13 protein-coding genes are annotated in these 15,717 nt (G+C 64.7%); 3 read left to right on the top strand and 10 right to left on the bottom strand.

The features are described 5' to 3' along the window. Positions 1 to 101: 101 nt before the first annotated feature. Positions 102 to 1,001, bottom strand: a complete 900-nt coding sequence (gene mmsB, locus J2T57_RS08945; protein ID WP_253476888.1) for a 3-hydroxyisobutyrate dehydrogenase — start codon at positions 999 to 1,001, stop codon at positions 102 to 104. After that, positions 998 to 2,449 (bottom strand): aminotransferase-like domain-containing protein, encoded by a 1,452-nt coding sequence (locus tag J2T57_RS08950; protein ID WP_253476891.1) that lies wholly within the window; start codon positions 2,447 to 2,449, stop codon positions 998 to 1,000. The genes mmsB and J2T57_RS08950 overlap by 4 nt, the downstream gene beginning before the upstream one ends. A 137-nt stretch (positions 2,450 to 2,586) precedes the next feature. On the opposite strand from J2T57_RS08950, the gene ilvE reads away from it, so the two are divergent. From ilvE to J2T57_RS08965, 3 genes are all read left to right on the top strand, one after another. After that, positions 2,587 to 3,483, top strand: coding sequence for a branched-chain-amino-acid transaminase (gene ilvE / locus J2T57_RS08955; RefSeq protein WP_253476893.1), 897 nt, complete (start codon positions 2,587 to 2,589; stop codon positions 3,481 to 3,483). 72 nt (positions 3,484 to 3,555) lie between these two features. Beyond that, positions 3,556 to 4,305, top strand: coding sequence for an electron transfer flavoprotein subunit beta/FixA family protein (locus tag J2T57_RS08960; RefSeq protein WP_253476896.1), 750 nt, complete (start codon positions 3,556 to 3,558; stop codon positions 4,303 to 4,305). Between the two features lies 1 nt (position 4,306). Beyond that, positions 4,307 to 5,242, top strand: a complete 936-nt coding sequence (locus J2T57_RS08965; RefSeq protein ID WP_253476899.1) for an electron transfer flavoprotein subunit alpha/FixB family protein — start codon at positions 4,307 to 4,309, stop codon at positions 5,240 to 5,242. Positions 5,243 to 5,351: 109 nt separating this feature from the next. Here J2T57_RS08965 and J2T57_RS08970 read toward each other — a convergent pair whose 3' ends face one another. The 8 genes from J2T57_RS08970 to J2T57_RS09005 form a co-directional block, all read right to left on the bottom strand. Continuing rightward, positions 5,352 to 7,139, bottom strand: a complete 1,788-nt coding sequence (locus J2T57_RS08970; RefSeq protein WP_253476902.1) for an acyl-CoA dehydrogenase — start codon at positions 7,137 to 7,139, stop codon at positions 5,352 to 5,354. 130 nt (positions 7,140 to 7,269) lie between these two features. Beyond that, the gene (locus tag J2T57_RS08975) at positions 7,270 to 8,070 is read right to left on the bottom strand and encodes a crotonase/enoyl-CoA hydratase family protein (RefSeq protein WP_253476905.1); all 801 of its coding nucleotides are present in this window, start codon (positions 8,068 to 8,070) and stop codon (positions 7,270 to 7,272) included. Between the two features lie 13 nt (positions 8,071 to 8,083). Next, a complete protein-coding gene (locus tag J2T57_RS08980) occupies positions 8,084 to 9,667 on the bottom strand; it encodes a class I adenylate-forming enzyme family protein (RefSeq protein WP_253476907.1) in 1,584 nt (527 codons plus the stop codon). Positions 9,668 to 9,678: 11 nt separating this feature from the next. Continuing rightward, positions 9,679 to 10,590, bottom strand: coding sequence for a hydroxymethylglutaryl-CoA lyase (locus J2T57_RS08985; RefSeq protein WP_253476910.1), 912 nt, complete (start codon positions 10,588 to 10,590; stop codon positions 9,679 to 9,681). Between the two features lie 10 nt (positions 10,591 to 10,600). Continuing rightward, positions 10,601 to 11,098 carry a MaoC family dehydratase gene (locus J2T57_RS08990; protein WP_253476912.1) on the bottom strand — a complete coding sequence of 166 codons (498 nt, stop codon included), beginning with the start codon at positions 11,096 to 11,098 and terminating at the stop codon, positions 10,601 to 10,603. Positions 11,099 to 11,101: 3 nt separating this feature from the next. Then, on the bottom strand, positions 11,102 to 13,102 hold the full coding sequence (locus J2T57_RS08995) for an acetyl/propionyl/methylcrotonyl-CoA carboxylase subunit alpha (RefSeq protein WP_253476915.1): 2,001 nt from the start codon (positions 13,100 to 13,102) through the stop codon (positions 11,102 to 11,104). A 214-nt stretch (positions 13,103 to 13,316) separates the two neighbouring features. After that, positions 13,317 to 14,099, bottom strand: a complete 783-nt coding sequence (locus J2T57_RS09000; protein ID WP_253476917.1) for an enoyl-CoA hydratase/isomerase family protein — start codon at positions 14,097 to 14,099, stop codon at positions 13,317 to 13,319. A gap of 7 nt (positions 14,100 to 14,106) precedes the next feature. After that, positions 14,107 to 15,714, bottom strand: a complete 1,608-nt coding sequence (locus J2T57_RS09005; protein ID WP_253476919.1) for a carboxyl transferase domain-containing protein — start codon at positions 15,712 to 15,714, stop codon at positions 14,107 to 14,109. Between the last annotated feature and the right edge of the window lie 3 nt (positions 15,715 to 15,717).

Raw genomic sequence — 15,717 nt, forward strand, 5'->3', positions numbered from 1 at the left:
TGTGCCGTTTTGGTTACATTTTTGTTTTGACCCTCAAGTATCGGTCAAAAAATGACCAGATGCTGCGATAGGCTGCACAGTTTGTCCGCATTTCAGTGACTTCAATTCGTCGGATCGATGCCCCGCAAGAGCCGAAGCACGCTGGAGAAATCAAGCCCACCGTTACCGCTGGCCGAGTGAGCGCGGTACAGCGCGCTGGCGAGAGAGCCCATGGGCAATGACACGTTCGCCTTCAACCCCGCATCCATGGCAAGACCAAGATCCTTGACGATGAGATCGGTGAGGAAGCCGCCTTCATAACCACGACTGGCCGGACTGGTCTCCATGACGCCAGGCCACGGGTTATAGACCTGAAGCGCCCAGTTATTTCCGGAGCTCGCCTTCATGATCTCCGAGACCAGTGCCGGGTCGAGGCCGTTGGCATCCGCCAGGTTCAACGCTTCGGCGGTGCCAATCATGAGTACGCCAAGCAGCATGTTGTTGCACATCTTGGCGATCTGTCCGGCACCGCTGCCGCCGGCATGAAAGACCGCCTTGCCCATGGTCTCCAGGACTGGACGGACGGTCTCCACGGCGTCGGCTGGCCCACCACAGATGAACGTAAGCGTGCCCGCCGCAGCGCCGGCGACACCGCCGGAGACAGGGGCGTCAATGAATGTCAGGCCCTGCTGCTCCGCCGCCGAAGCGACTGTACGGGCTTCGTCCGCCGAGATGGTGGAGCAGTCCACCAGCAGGGTGTTGTCGGCGACCACCTGCAGAATGCCGGCTTCTCTCAGGTATAGCCCGTGGACGTGCTTGCCGGCAGGCAACATGGAAATCACGATCTCCTGGTCGCGGGCCGCCGCCAGGGCCGAGTCCGCTGCAGTGGCGCCCTCGGCGACCAGGGTCTGCACGGGGGTTCTTTGCAGGTCGAAGACGGTAACCGCATGCCCGGCCCTGATCAGGTTGCGGGCCATGGGCGCGCCCATGTTGCCGAGACCGATGAATCCGATGCGCTTCATGACAGCTCCTCATTTTTCTGGTGATGGGGTTCCCGGGCCAGGTGGCCCAGCAGGCGAATTGCGGTATCCATATCCGTGCCCCAGGGCCGGGAGCAATTGATACGGCAACAGTCGGCGTAGCGTCGACCGGTGGAAAACAGCGTGCCGGGTGCAATCAACACCCCGGCGTTGGCGGCGTGTCGTTGAAAAGCCTCGCTATCCAGGCCGGGCACTCGCACCCAGATGACGTAACCGCCGGCAGGGTTGGTTACCTCCGTGCCTGCCGGGAAGTACTGATCCACCAGATGGACAGCGCGGCTGATGTTGGTCATGTAGCTGGCCCGAACACGCCGCAGATGTCTGTCGATGCCACCACCCTGTAGCAATTCCGTGAGTGCCCGTTGAGCAAGACCCGGCGCCGCAAGCTGGCCGGCGAACTGCAACTGGCAGAGGCGCTCGCTCAGGCGAGGTGACGACACCCAGCCCACGCGCAAGTCCGGAGCCAGGGTCTTGGAGAACGAATTGCAGTAGACGACCCGGTCCGCCTGATCGAATGCCCGGACTGGCAACGCTCGCGAGCCATCGTGGGCCAGATCGCCGTAGACATCGTCTTCGACGATAGTGAAGTTGTGGCTACCCGCCATGGAAACCAGGCGTTGCCGGTGAGATTCGGGCATGCAACTCCCTGTCGGGTTACTGTAGCTGGGTACCAGCACGCAGGCGCGAATAGGCCAGTTGTCCAGCGCCATTCGCAGTGCTTCCAGGCTGAGCCCCGTCTCCGGGTGGCTGGGTATCTCCAGTGCCTTGAGTCGATGGGCCTCCAGCACCTGCAACAGACCGTAGTAGGTGGGCGACTCGACAGCAACCAGGTCGCCCGGCGCGCAAACTGACTGCAGGGCAAGGCCAAGCGCCTGCTGGCAGCCACCGGTGATGACAATGTCGGCGGGGTCTACCGGGCAACCGTTGAGGTGCATGCGGCGGGCGATTGCCTGGCGCAGGGGTGCGTGACCCGGCGGAAAGTCATACAGGGCGTCATCCGGACCACGGCGTCGTGCAGCGCTGACCAGTGCCTTGTTGACGAGCCGCAGCGGCAACTGTTGCGCATCCGGCATGGCGGCAGCCAGCGACAGCATGCCCTCGGACTGCCCACCCCGGAGCAGTTGCAGCACTCTGTCCTGCCCGTCAATCGCCTGGGGAGAAGGGGTGATGTCTGCCTGCGGCGCGGGAAGCGATCTCTTTCGCGACGCTCGAACATAGTAGCCGGACCGCGGCCGTGCCTCGACGCGGCCAAAGGACTCCAACTGCTCCATTGCCCGCAGAACTGTGGAGACGCTCACAGAGAACTCCCGTGCAAGCCGTCGTACGCCAGGGAGTCGCTGCCCGGCCTGGTAGACCCCATCATCCATCCTCTCGGAGAGGGTATCGGTCAGGTGTTGGTAGCGTGTGCGGTGTCGATCCGGTGGCGTCATGCAACACAGTTCCAGCAGATTAGGCATAACAGATGAGTCAGACACTAATCTGTACTGGTTCAAAAATCCATATTCTGAATCTGTATTGTTTGTGGCTGGCGGGATAGGCTCACTGAACAGATCTTTGCCGGGAGTGGATGATGACCGCGGAAATGACCATCTGGAAGAACGGCGTGCTGGTGGAGCCGGCGCAGGCGGTGGTGTCGGTGCTCGATCACGGTTTATTGTATGGCGATGGCGTGTTCGAAGGTGTGCGCTATTACAGACGAACGCCGTTCCGTCTGGAGCGTCACCTGCGGCGCCTCGCCCGATCTGCCGCAGGTATCGGGCTGACAATTCCCTATGATCTGCCGGCACTGGCTGCCGCCGTGCAACAAACTGTGGATGCCGCGGACCCGGAAGACGGCTATCTGCGAATCGTGGTGACCCGGGGCGAGGGTAGCCTGGGGGTGAATCCGCAGGGCTGTGAGCGACAGACCGTGTTCATCATTGCAGCCCAACTCGCCGTTGTACCGTCGGATCGTGTCGAGCAGGGGGTGCGGGCTATCACCGCCAGCCTTCGGCGCCTGCCGCCGGATTGTCTGGATCCGCGAATCAAGAGCCTGAATTACCTCACCGGTGTGATGGCCCGTGCCGAGGCCAACAGGGCGGGTGCCGATGAAGCACTGCTGCTCAACCGCAACGGCCATGTGGTGGAGGCGAGCGTCGCCAATCTCTTCGTGGTCCGGGGTGACACACTCTGTACGCCGCCGGTCACGGATGGAGCGCTGGACGGGATTACCCGGGCAACGGTCATGGAGGTGGCGCCTGCCTGTGGTTTGCGGGTAGCAGAGCGCAGCCTGACGCTGGTGGATGTGTACGACGCTGATGAGGCGCTTCTGACCGGGACCGGAGCCGGCCTGTTGCCCCTGCGGGAAGTCGATGGTCGGTTGATCCGCACCTGCCCCGGGCCCGCATTCCGCAGCCTGCAATCGGCCTACCGAAACCTGGTGGCAGCGGAGAGCGCAGCGGCAGCGCCGCTCGCCCTTGCCTAGCCACACAAGGCTGGCGTATGGTCCTTGCGATTCCGCGACATTCCAACGGCAGCGGGTAATGGAGGGCTGTTCATGAAAATCCTGGTGCCCGTCAAACGGGTCATCGATTACAACGTCAAGGTGCGGGTCAAGGCCGATGGGTCGGGCGTTGAGACCGCCAACGTGAAAATGTCGATGAATCCCTTCGACGAAATCGCCGTGGAAGAGGCGGTGCGGCTGAAAGAGGCAGGCGCTGCCGAGGAAGTGATCATTGTCTCCCTCGGTATCCAGCAGTGCCAGGAGACCATCCGCACGGCGCTCGCCATGGGCGGTGATCGCGGCATCCTGGTGCACACCGATGCCGAACTCCAGCCCCTGGCTGTCGCAAAGCTTCTGAAGGCACTGGTTGATCGGGAGTCGCCAGAGCTGGTGATTCTGGGCAAGCAGGCCATTGATGATGACGCCAACCAGACCGGACAGATGCTCTCGGCACTGCTGGGCTGGCCCCAGGGCACGTTTGCATCCCGGGTCGAAATCGCCGATGGCGAGGCAAAGGTGACCCGTGAAATCGACGGCGGCCTGGAGACGGTCGCACTGTCGATGCCGGCGGTGATTACCGCCGATCTGCGGCTCAACGAGCCGCGTTACGCCAAGCTGCCCAACATCATGAAGGCGAAGAAAAAGCAGCTCGACGCCCTGACACCGGATGAGCTCGGCGTGGATATCGCTCCGCGCCTCAAGACCCTCAAGGTGAGCGAGCCACCGAAACGGCAGGGCGGCAGCAAGGTCGCCAGCGTCGATGAGCTGCTGCAGAAGCTGCGCAATGAAGCGAAGGTGATCTGACATGTCAGTACTGGTGATTGCGGAACACGATAACGGACAACTTGCCCCTTCCACGCTGGCGACGGTCACAGCCGCCCTCGCAATCGATGGCACGGTAGACGTCCTCGTCGCCGGTCATGGCTGCAGTGCAGTTGCAGAGCGGGCGGCGACGGTTGCGGGCGTGGCCCGGGTGCGTGTCGCCGACGCGCCGCACCTCGACCACTGGCTGGCTGAGAACCTGGCACCAGTGATCGTCGGCCTATCCGACGATTACCAGCACCTGCTGGCGCCGGCGAGCACCTTTGGCAAGAACCTCATGCCCAGGGTCGCCGCGCTGCTGGATGTGCAGCAGATCTCGGATATCACGGTGGTGGAGAGCGCCGACACCTTCGTTCGACCAATCTATGCCGGTAACGCCCTCGCCACGGTGCAGTCCACAGACTCCATCAAGGTGATCACGGTGCGCCCGACGGCTTTCGACAAGGCTGCGGCCGAGGGCGGCAGCGGTGCCGTCGAGCCCGTTGATCCGGGTGCGGATTCCGGACGCAGTCGCTTCGTGGATCAGCAACTTACCGAGTCAAGCCGGCCTGAACTCACCGCCGCAGGCGTGGTGGTTTCCGGTGGACGGGGGCTTGGCAGCGGCGAGAACTTTCGCCTGCTCGAGGAGCTTGCCGATACCCTTGGCGCGGCCATTGGCGCCTCTCGCGCGGCGGTTGATGCCGGTTACGTGCCCAACGATTACCAGGTGGGCCAGACGGGCAAGGTGGTGGCACCGGATCTCTACATCGCCATCGGCATTTCCGGCGCCATCCAGCACCTGGCAGGCATGGAGGGCTCCAAGGTCATTGTCGCCATCAACAAGGACGAAGACGCCCCCATCTTCGAGGTGGCGGATTACGGCCTGGTAGGGGACCTGTTCGAACTCGTTCCGGAGCTGACCCAGAAGCTGAAAGGTTAAGTGGTGCGTTACGGCCTTCGGCCTAACGCACCCTACGAGAGGCTTGGATCGCGCACGGGCCATCGTAGGGTGTGTTAGCGCGCAGCGCGTAACGCACCACAGCGGCGTTTCAATCAAGCACCGAGGCGTCCGTCTGCGCCACCGCATCCCCGGCCAGTACCGCTGGCAAGAGACCGCCCGCTCTCGGCAACAGCTGCTCCATGTAGAACCGCGCCGTGACGATTCTGGCCTCGTAGAAAGCCTTTTCCCCGGTACCGCTTTCCAGCGCTGTATGGGCCCGCCGCGCAGCGCGTGCCATCAGCCCACCGGCAATCACGTAACCCGCCTGCATCAGGTAGGGCACCGCTGCGGCGGCGGAAGCCGCGGGTTGTTCCCCATGGTGCGCCACGACCCAGTCCGCTGCCGTCTCAAGCCCGTTCAGCGCCGTGGAGAGGGCTTCGCACAAATGCGGTAATCCCGGAATATCCCGCAGAGCCTCGGCGTCTCCACGGAACTCATGGATAAGCGCCTTGATGGCCTCACCCCCGTCGCGATGGGTCTTGCGGCCGATCAGATCATTGCCCTGGATTGCCGTGGTGCCTTCGTAGATCGGCGTGATCCGGGCGTCGCGGAAATGCTGGGCCGCGCCGGTTTCCTCCACGTAGCCCATGCCGCCGTGCACCTGCACGCCCAGGGAGGTGAGTTCCACGGACAGTTCCGTACACCAGCCCTTGACGATGGGAATCAGCAGATCGGCCCGGGCGCCGAGCGTGGCGCGTTGGTCGCCGTCTGCCGCTTCCCGGCCCAGGTCCATGCACCATGCGGCGTAGTAGCAGAGGCAGCGCATTGCCTCCACACCGGCCTGCATGGTGAGCAGCATGCGGCGTACGTCAGGGTGGTGGATGATCGCCTGCGCTTCACTGCTGCTGGAACCCGCCGGCCGCCCCTGCACGCGGTCCCGGGCATAGGCACGGGCCTGCTGCAGGGCGCGGTCGGAGATCGACAGGCCTTCCACCCCCACCTTGTGGCGGGCCTCGTTCATCATGGTGAACATGTACACCAGCCCCTGGCCCTCCTCGCCCACCAGGTAGGCCACTGCACCGTCTTTTTCGCCGTAGGCCATGGTGCAGGTGGGGCTGCCGTGGATGCCGAGTTTATGTTCCGTGGAAACGCACTGTACGTCGTTGCGCTCGCCAGGGTCGCCACCGGCAGTGGGCACGAACTTGGGAACGATGAACAGGGAAATCCCCTTCACCCCCGGCGGTGCGTCCGGCGTACGCGCCAGCACCAGGTGAATGATGTTCTCGGCGCAGTCGTGCTCGCCCCAGGTGATGTAGATCTTCTGGCCGAAGAGCCGGTAGTGGTCACCCTCGGGTACCGCCCGCGCCCGCACCGCAGCGAGATCTGAACCCGCCTGGGGTTCGGTGAGGTTCATGGTCCCTGTCCACTCGCCACTCACCAGCCTGGGCAGATACAGCGCCTGCTGCTCGCTGGTGCCGTGGCGGTGGATGGCCTCGATGGCACCGGCGGTGAGCATGGGGCAGAGGGCAAAGGCCATGTTGGCCGCCTGCCACATCTCCTGGGTCACCGTGGCCACGCAGCCCGGAAGCCCCTGGCCGTCGAATTCCGGGGGGCAGGACAAGCCGTTCCAGCCATTCTCGACGTATTGGCGATAGGCGTCGGGGAAGCCCTCCGGTGTTGTGACCGCGCCATCGGCCAGGCGACAACCCTGCCGGTCGCCAACGCGATTCAGCGGCGCCAACACGCCACCGGCAAAGCGCCCGGCCTCTTCCAGCACCGCATCCACCAGATCGGGGCTGGCCTCGGACCATGCCGGCAGGACATGAATCGCCTCGTAGTCCAGTAGCTCCTGGAGCACGAAGCGCATGTGGCGAAGCGGTGGGTTGTAATCATGCATGGCGAGGTTCCGGTCGATGCGGCCAAGGATGGTCAGAGCATGCCAAGGGACGCGGCGACATACCACCCGGGATTGTCATGCCAAGGCGTGATACCGCGCCATGTTGACCGAGTCGTGCCTGGCGAGCCGGCTAATCGCCGGTGAACTCGCCTTGCCGCTTCTCCAGCAGGGCACGAACCGCTTCCTGATGGTCCTGTGTAGTGTGGGCGATGGCCTGGTAGGCGGCTGACAGCTCCAGCAGGCTGTCGAGACGTGTGAGCTGGGCTTCCCGCAACAATCGCTTGGTCATCCGGGTGACCTCCGGCGGGTTGACCATGATGCGTTCCGCCAGAGCCCGCGCTTCCGCCATGAGGGCGTCGCCGGGCACGACGCGATTCACGAGTCCCCATTCCAGCGCTGTCCGGGCATCCACTGGATCGCCGGTCAGCGCCATCTCGCTGGCTCGTGCAAGCCCTGCGACCCGGGGCAGGAACCAGGCGCCACCGTCGCCGGGGATGATGCCCACCTTGATGAAGCTTTCGGCAAAGATGGCGCTCTCGGCGGCCACCCGCAGATCACACATCATTGCCAGATCACAGCCAGCGCCGATGGCGGGGCCGTTGACCGCCGCGATGGCGGGGGGCTCAAGGTCGAGCATGGCCCGGGGAATGCGCTGGATACCGCGCCGGTATGCGTTGCGCACCTCGGCGGGCTTGCCGGCGAACATGTCGGTGCGGTCGCGCATGTGTTTGAGGTTGCCGCCGGATGAAAACGCCGTGCCCGCGCCGGTGAGGATGACAGCGCGGACGCTGGCGTCCCCATTGATGCGGTGAACCGCATCCTCGATGGCGTCGATCATGTCCGCCTCGGATACGGCGTTTCGGGTCTCGGGGCGGTTCATGGTCAGTGTGACCAGGTGACCATCGTTCTCGAACAGTAATGGCTCGCTCATGCTTGATCCTGTCTCAGGCCGTTTTCCCGGAGCCGGGCTCGCTGCCCAGGTGACGATACGTCTCGCGAAGGCGGTATTTCATCAGCTTGCCCGAGGGCGTCCGGGGCAGGGCGTCGGTGAATGCGACGTGGCGTGGGCACTTGTAGCCTGCCAGATGCTGCCGGCAGTGGCTGATGATCTCCTCCGGCGAGATCGACACGCCGTCCCTGGTCACGATCACCGCCGTGACCGCCTCGATGAAGCGGGCATCGGGCACGGCGACCACCGCCGCTTCGCGCACCCCGGCGAGCCGCATGAGAACGTCTTCCAGCTCTGCCGGATAGACGTTCTCGCCGCCGGTGCGGATCATGTCCTTCTTCCGGCCGGCGATGCACAGCAGGCCGTTGTCGGTGAGTCGTCCGAGATCCCCTGTATGGCACCAGCCATCGGTGAAGCTTTCGCGGTTTGCGTCCGGCCGTTGCCAATAGCCCTCGCAGACCACCGGGCCGCGAATCCAGATCTCGCCTTCCTCGCCGGGTCCGGCCTCGCTGCCGTCGTCGTTACGCAGCGAGATCTCGGTGAACGGCATGGGCCGGCCGACGCTTTCCGGGTGTGCCAGGGTCTCCTCGCCGGTGGAGCAGGCCGCAATAGGGGTGCCTTCGGTCAGGCCATAGACCTGGATGATCTCGATCCAGGGGTAGCGCTCCTGCAGCGTACGAGTAGCCCAGGGCAGCAGCGGGTCGCCGCCGGAGAGTATGCGTTTCACGCTGGACAGGTCGTAGCCCTGATGATCATCCAGCTGTGCCAGTTCGTAGATCATGAATGGAAACAGGAACAGGTCAGTCACCCGCCGGTTGGCGACGATCTCCAGCACCCGGCGTATGGAAAAGCCGCCGCTCTTCAGCACCACGGCGTGGCCACCAACGGCCAGTGCGGCGCTGGTCAGATCCTCCACCGCGCCCACGTGGTACATGGGCCCGGTCGTCATGCCCACCGTGTGTTCGTCGAGCCCCCATTGCATGGCCTGCATGGCGGTGAACCAGAGGGTATTGGCATGGCGCCAGACGGCCCCCTTGGGCCGGCCCGTAGTGCCGGAGGTGTACATCAGCATGGCCGGTGCGTCGGCGGTGGGCCTGGGGCAATCGGGCTCTTCGGCGCTACCTGCATCCAGCATGGTCCAGGCCGCGGCCCAGTCGGGCCGGGGTTCGCCGCTGTCGCTTTCCAGCGCGATGAACCGCCGTACCGGCAGGTCGTCGCGAATGCCGCCGATGGTCTCCGCGAAGGCACTATGAAAGCAGAGCACAGTACTGCCGGAATCGTTGATGGCGAAGTGCAGTTCGTCCGCCGTGAGGCGGAAGTTCAGGCGCACCGCAATGGCGCCGATGCGCATCACGGCGAGGTAGGTGGCCCAGTATTCCAGGCAGTTGTGCAGCAGAATGCCCACCCGGTCGCCGGGTTGTACGCCATCGGCAAGCAGCGCGTTTGCGTAGGCATTGACCCGGCCGCGCAGCCGGTCGTGGGTCCAGGTGTCGCCATCCTCGAAGGACACCGCGGGTCGGTCGCCGTTGATACGACGACATGGCCATTGGCTGCGTCGGGTAATGAAACCGGTTTCCATGGCAGCCCCCCTCAGCCCTCCGTAGCCCTGGCCGCGAGTGCCCGGGCAACCCGTGAGGCGGGCTGCTTGCCAAGTTGCTCGCAGATCCATCGGCCGGTGGCGGCCAGCGCGTCCATATCAACCCCGGTATCGATGTCCATGCCGTTCAGCATGTAGACCACGTCCTCCGTCGCCACGTTACCCGAGGCGCCCTTGGCGTAGGGGCAACCGCCCAGTCCGGCGACGGCACTGTCAACCGTGGCGATGCCCAGCTGCAGTACCGCGAACAGATTCGCCAGCGCCTGGCCATAGGTATCGTGGAAGTGCGCGGCCAGGTGTTCCATGGGCACGCGCTCGGCTACGGCAGCCACCATGCGCTGGGCTTGCAGGGGCGTGCCCACGCCGATGGTGTCGCCCAGCGAGATCTCATAGCAGCCCATGCGGTAGAGCGTGTCCGACACATGTGCGACCACTTTCGGCTCGATGGCGCCCTCGTAGGGGCAACCGAGCACACAGGAGACATAACCCCGCACCCGCACGCCATGCGCCTGGGCTGCTTCCATGACCGGCGCAAAACGCTCCAGGCTCTCGTCGATGGAGCAGTTGATGTTCCTGCGGGAAAAACTCTCGGAGGCCGCGCCGAACACGGCGACCTCGTCCGCACCCGCCGCGACGGCGTTTTCGAAACCCTTGAGGTTGGGGGTGAGCACCGGGTAGCGCACACCGTTCCGGCGTTGGATGCCCCGCAGTACGGTGTCGTGATCCGCCATCTGCGGGACCCACTTTGGCGAGACGAAGGCCGTGGCCTCCACCGCCGGCAGGCCGGCATTGGCCAGGCGGTGGATCAGCTCCAGCTTGACGGCGCTGGAGACCGATCCCGGTTCATTCTGCAGGCCGTCCCGGGGGCCGACCTCGACAATTCGCACATGCTCAGGTAATCCCATGGTCATCACCTCAGGATTCTGTTTCCGTTGACCGCTGCTCCCGACCCGCGCGGGTCTGCGCCAGTACCGTGGGGGTGATTTCCATCACTGTCTCCCCGTGCTGGTTCGTGCAGCGCCAGCGGGCCTTGAAAATTCCCTGGCCAGGCCGCGAGCGGGAGGGCCGGACGGCGAGAATCTCGATGTCCAGTGACAGAACGTCACCCGGCCGCACCGCCTTGCTGAAGGTCAGGTTCTCCACGCCGATGCCCACCTGTCCGCCGCTCATCTGCAGGTCGGAGCGCATGGCCATACCCATGATCATAGCCGCCGTATGCCATCCGCTGGCGGCAAGCCCCCCGAAGAAGGACGACTTTGCTGCCTGCGGATCCACGTGGTGGGGCTGCGGGTCGAACTCGCTGGCGAAGCGGATGATGTCCGTCTCGGTCACCGGCCAGGTGGGCGCCCGGAAGCGCATGCCGGGTTGCAGATCCTCCAGGTACATGGGGCCATGCTGGAACGTCTCCGCCACCGCTCAGTCTCCGCTCACGATGGCCAGCAGCTCGGCACCTTCGCTGACCTGGTCGCCCACTGCGTAGTTCACGTGCTCCACAACACCGTCGGCGAAGGCGCGAATGGTGTATTCCATCTTCATCGCCTCCAGCACGAGCAGGGCGTCGCCCTCGGAGACATGATCTCCCGCACTGACGTTGACTGCCAGAACGAGGCCGGGCATCGGCGCGGTCAGGCTGCCTTCGCTGAGCTCATCCTCCATGCCGGCGATCAGCGGATCGTGGACCACCAGTTCCCGGGTGTCACCGCCCACTCCTGTGGTCAGTCGCTGTCCGTCGCGCAGAACCATGGCATCCAGATGCACGCCATCGAGCTCCATGCGCAGCCGGCCGTCTGCGTTGAGTGTGCCGTTGGCACGTACTTCCCCGTCGGGTAATTCAAGCAGGAAACAGTCGTCCCGGTAGTGGGCGATGACCTCGACATCCTGCTCTCCATCCATGAAGTGCAGCGTGTGGTAATTGTCGCTGTTGGGCCGCCAGCCGTCGGTGAGATGCCATGGCGACCAGGGGTCGCTGGATGCTGCCGCGCGGATCTCGGCCTGCTGGTCCACACTGAGCAACTCGAACAGGGCCGCCGCCGCCAGGATACGGCTGCTTACCGGCGAGGCGGCTGGAAACAGCTCTTGGCGGTGTGTGTCGATGAAGCCGGTATCGACACCGCCTTCGGCAAAGGCGGGATGCGCCGCGACCCGTGCAAGGAAAGCCGCATTGGTCACCGTGCCCACGACCAGGTACTGTTCCAGCGCGTGTTGCAGCCGCCGGAGCGCCGTTGTGCGATCGTGATCCCAGACCACCAGCTTGGCGATCATGGGGTCGTAGTGCACCGAGATGGTGTCCCCCTCGCGCACGCCGGTGTCGATACGCACATGACGGCTTTCCGCCGGCGTGCGCAGATGGGCAATGGTGCCGGTGGCGGGCAGGAAGTCCCGCGATGCATCCTCGGCGTAGATGCGGGCCTCGAAGGCATGACCGCTGATGGACAACTCCGCCTGATTGCTGGGCAGGGGGCCACCGGCGGCGACGGTCAATTGCCAGGCCACCAGGTCCTGTCCGGTGATGCACTCCGTGACAGGGTGCTCGACCTGCAAGCGGGTATTCATCTCCATGAAATAGAAGGCACCGGCGGCGTCCATGATGAATTCCACCGTGCCCGCGCCCTGGTAGCCGATGGCTTTCGCAGCCGCGACGGCCGCTGCGCCCATCTCGGCGCGGCGCCCTTCGTCGAGCCCGGGGGCCGGCGCCTCTTCGATGACCTTCTGGTGGCGGCGCTGGATGGAGCAGTCCCGTTCGAACAGGTGCACCGTGTTGCCATCGCCGTCGGCAAAGACCTGCACCTCCACGTGGCGCGGCCCCACCAGGTATTTCTCCACCAGCACGTGTTCATCACCGAAGGCGGATGCTGCCTCGCGCTTGGCGGCTGCCAGTGCCTCTGCGAAATCCTCGGGCTTGTCTACCCGTCGCATGCCCTTGCCACCGCCGCCGGCCGAGGCCTTGATGAGCACCGGATAGCCGATGTCATCCGCCGCCGCAGCAAGCCGCTCCGGTGCCTGATCGTCGCCGTGATATCCGGGCACCAGCGGCACGCCGGCTTTCTCCATGATGGACTTCGCGGCACTTTTCGAGCCCATGGCCTCGATCGCCGCCACCGGCGGCCCGATGAACACGATGCCGGCCTCGGCGCAGGCTTTGGCGAAGCCCGCGTTTTCCGAGAGAAAGCCGTAGCCGGGATGGACGGCCTGGGCCCCGCTTTGCCGGGCGACCTCCAGGATGCGGGCGCCATTCAGGTAGCTTTCCCGCGCCGGCGCCGGGCCGATCAGCCAGGCCTCGTCACATGCATGGACGTGCATGGCATCGGCGTCCGCTTCAGAGTAAACGGCCACTGTTGCAACGCCCATGGCGCGGCAGGTGCGGGCTACCCTGCAGGCGATTTCCCCGCGATTGGCGATCAGTATCTTGTCGAACATGGGGCTCTTCCTTCAGAGGCAAGCCGAGCGCGAGACGTTCCCGGGGCAACGCCCAAAACGATACCTCCGGCGTCAGGCGGCTGGCCGGGGTTACCGTTCCGGACCGTCAGCGACAGGGATGTCGCTGTCGAGCCTACAGGGACGTATTCACGGCGTGTCCGGAACAGTAACCCCGGCCAGCCGCCGATCGAAGCCCGCTTCGCACCCGCCATATTCAATTCCATGACGGTTTCCGCTTCTCGAGAAACGCCCCCAGCCCTTCCTGGCCCTCCGGGCTGACGCGAATGTTCGCAATCCGTCGGGAGGTGTCCTCGATCATGGTCTCGTTCACCGGACCGCGGCTCACATCCCGGGCCAGGCGCTTGGCGGCGGCCATGGCCAGCGGACCATTGCCGCGCATCTGGTCGAGCAGGGTGTTGATCCGTGAATCCAGGGCGGTGTCGGCGACCACTTCGTGGACCAGGCCGAGTCGATGCGCCTCCCGGGCGTCGAAACGCTCCGCCGTCACAAAGTAACGCCGCGCTGCCCGCTCACCGATGGCTTTCACCACGTAGGGTGAAATCGCCGCGGGGATAAGCCCGAGCCGCACCTCGGAGAAGGCAAACACCGCGGCCTCCGATGCGATGACGATGTCGCAGGCCGCCACCAGTCCCACGCCACCGCCAATGGCGGCGCCATGCACCCGGGCGATGGTGGGCTTTGCCAGGCCATCCAGGGTGCTCATCAACCCACCCAGCGCCATGGCATCGCGATAGTTCTCCTCGCGGCTGTATTCCGCCATGCGCTTCATCCAGTTCAGATCCGCGCCCGCCGAAAAGCTCTTGCCGTTGCCGGACAGGATCACAACCCGCACGGCGGGGGATTGTTCGAATTCCTGCAGTACCGAGGTCATCTCGTTGATGAGCGTGTCGTCAAAGGCGTTGTGGCGCTCCGGCCGGTTCATGGCCAGGGTCGCCACGCCGTCGTCAATGCTGGTGAGTATGCTGTCGCTGGTCATGGTGCACCTACATCCGGAACAGGCCGAAGCGGGTTTCTTCCACCGGGGCATTGAGGCTGGCAGAGATGCCAAGACCCAATACCCGCCGGGTATCCGCCGGGTCGATCACGCCGTCATCCCAGAGTCGCGCCGTGGCGTAGTAGGGGTGCCCCTGGTGCTCGTACTGCTCCCGAATCGGCGCCTTGTAGCGCTCCTCCTCATCTGCAGGCCAGTCCTCACCCTTGCGCTCGAGTATGTCCCGCCGGACCTGGGCCATGACGTTGGCCGCCTGCTCGCCCCCCATTACCGAGATGCGGGCATTGGGCCACATCCAGAGGAAGCGCGGCGAATAGGCGCGGCCGCACATGCCGTAATTGCCGGCGCCGAAGCTGCCGCCCAGAATCACCGTGAACTTGGGCACCCTGGCGCAGGCCACCGCCGTGACCATCTTGGCACCGTCCTTGGCGATACCGCCGGCCTCGTATTTGCGGCCCACCATGAAGCCGGTGATGTTCTGCAGGAACACCAGCGGGATGCCGCGCTGGCTGCAGAACTCGATGAAGTGGGTGCCCTTCAGGGCGGACTCGGAGAACAGCACGCCATTATTTGCAATGATGCCCACCGGGTAGCCGTAGATGTGTGCGAAGCCGCAGATCAGGGTGGTGCCGTATAGCGCCTTGAATTCATCGAACTCCGAGCCGTCGACGATGCGGGCGATCACCTCCCGCACATCGTAGGGCTTGCGGGTGTCGTCGGGGATGATGCCGTAGAGTTCCTCGGGATCATGTAGCGGCGGACGTGCCTCACGAATGTCCATCTGCAGGTGTTTGCTGCGGTTGAGGTTGGACACGGCACGCCGGGCAAGACCCAGGGCATGGGCGTCATTCAGGGCGTAGTGGTCGGTGACGCCGGAGGTGCGGGAGTGGACGTCGGCGCCCCCCAGGTCCTCTGCGGATACCACCTCGCCGGTGGCCGCCTTCACCAGCGGAGGGCCGGCGAGGAAGATCGTGCCCTGTTCTTTGACGATGATGCTTTCCTCGGCCATTGCGGGCACATAGGCACCACCGGCGGTACACGAGCCCATGACCACGGCGATCTGCGGTATACCCATGGCCGACATGTTGGCCTGGTTGTAGAAAATGCGACCGAAGTGATCGCGATCCGGGAACACCTCATCCTGGCTCGGCAGGTTGGCACCGCCGGAATCCACCAGGTAGATGCAGGGCAGGTGGTTCTGCTGAGCGATCTCCTGGGCCCGCAGATGTTTCTTGACCGTGATCGGGTAGTAGGTGCCGCCTTTCACCGTGGCGTCATTGGTGACGATCATGCACTCCCGGCCGGCAATGCGCCCGATACCCGTGATGATGCCGGCGGAGGGCACTTCGCCCCCGTACATGCCGCCCGCCGCCAGCTGCGACAGCTCCAGGAATGGCGAGCCGACATCCAGCAGGACCCGAATGCGGTCCCGGGGCAGCAGTTTGCCACGGCTTACATGGCGCTCACGGGCGCGCTCACCACCGCCCTGACGCACGGTCTCGACCCGCGCCCGCAGGTCATTCACCAGGGCCTCCATGGCCGCCCGATTGGTGGCGAACTCCTCGGAGCGTGGATTGATCTTGCTCTTGATCACGGACATGGC

This window comes from Natronocella acetinitrilica (assembly GCF_024170285.1).
Classification (GTDB): Bacteria; Pseudomonadota; Gammaproteobacteria; order Nitrococcales; family Aquisalimonadaceae; genus Natronocella; species Natronocella acetinitrilica.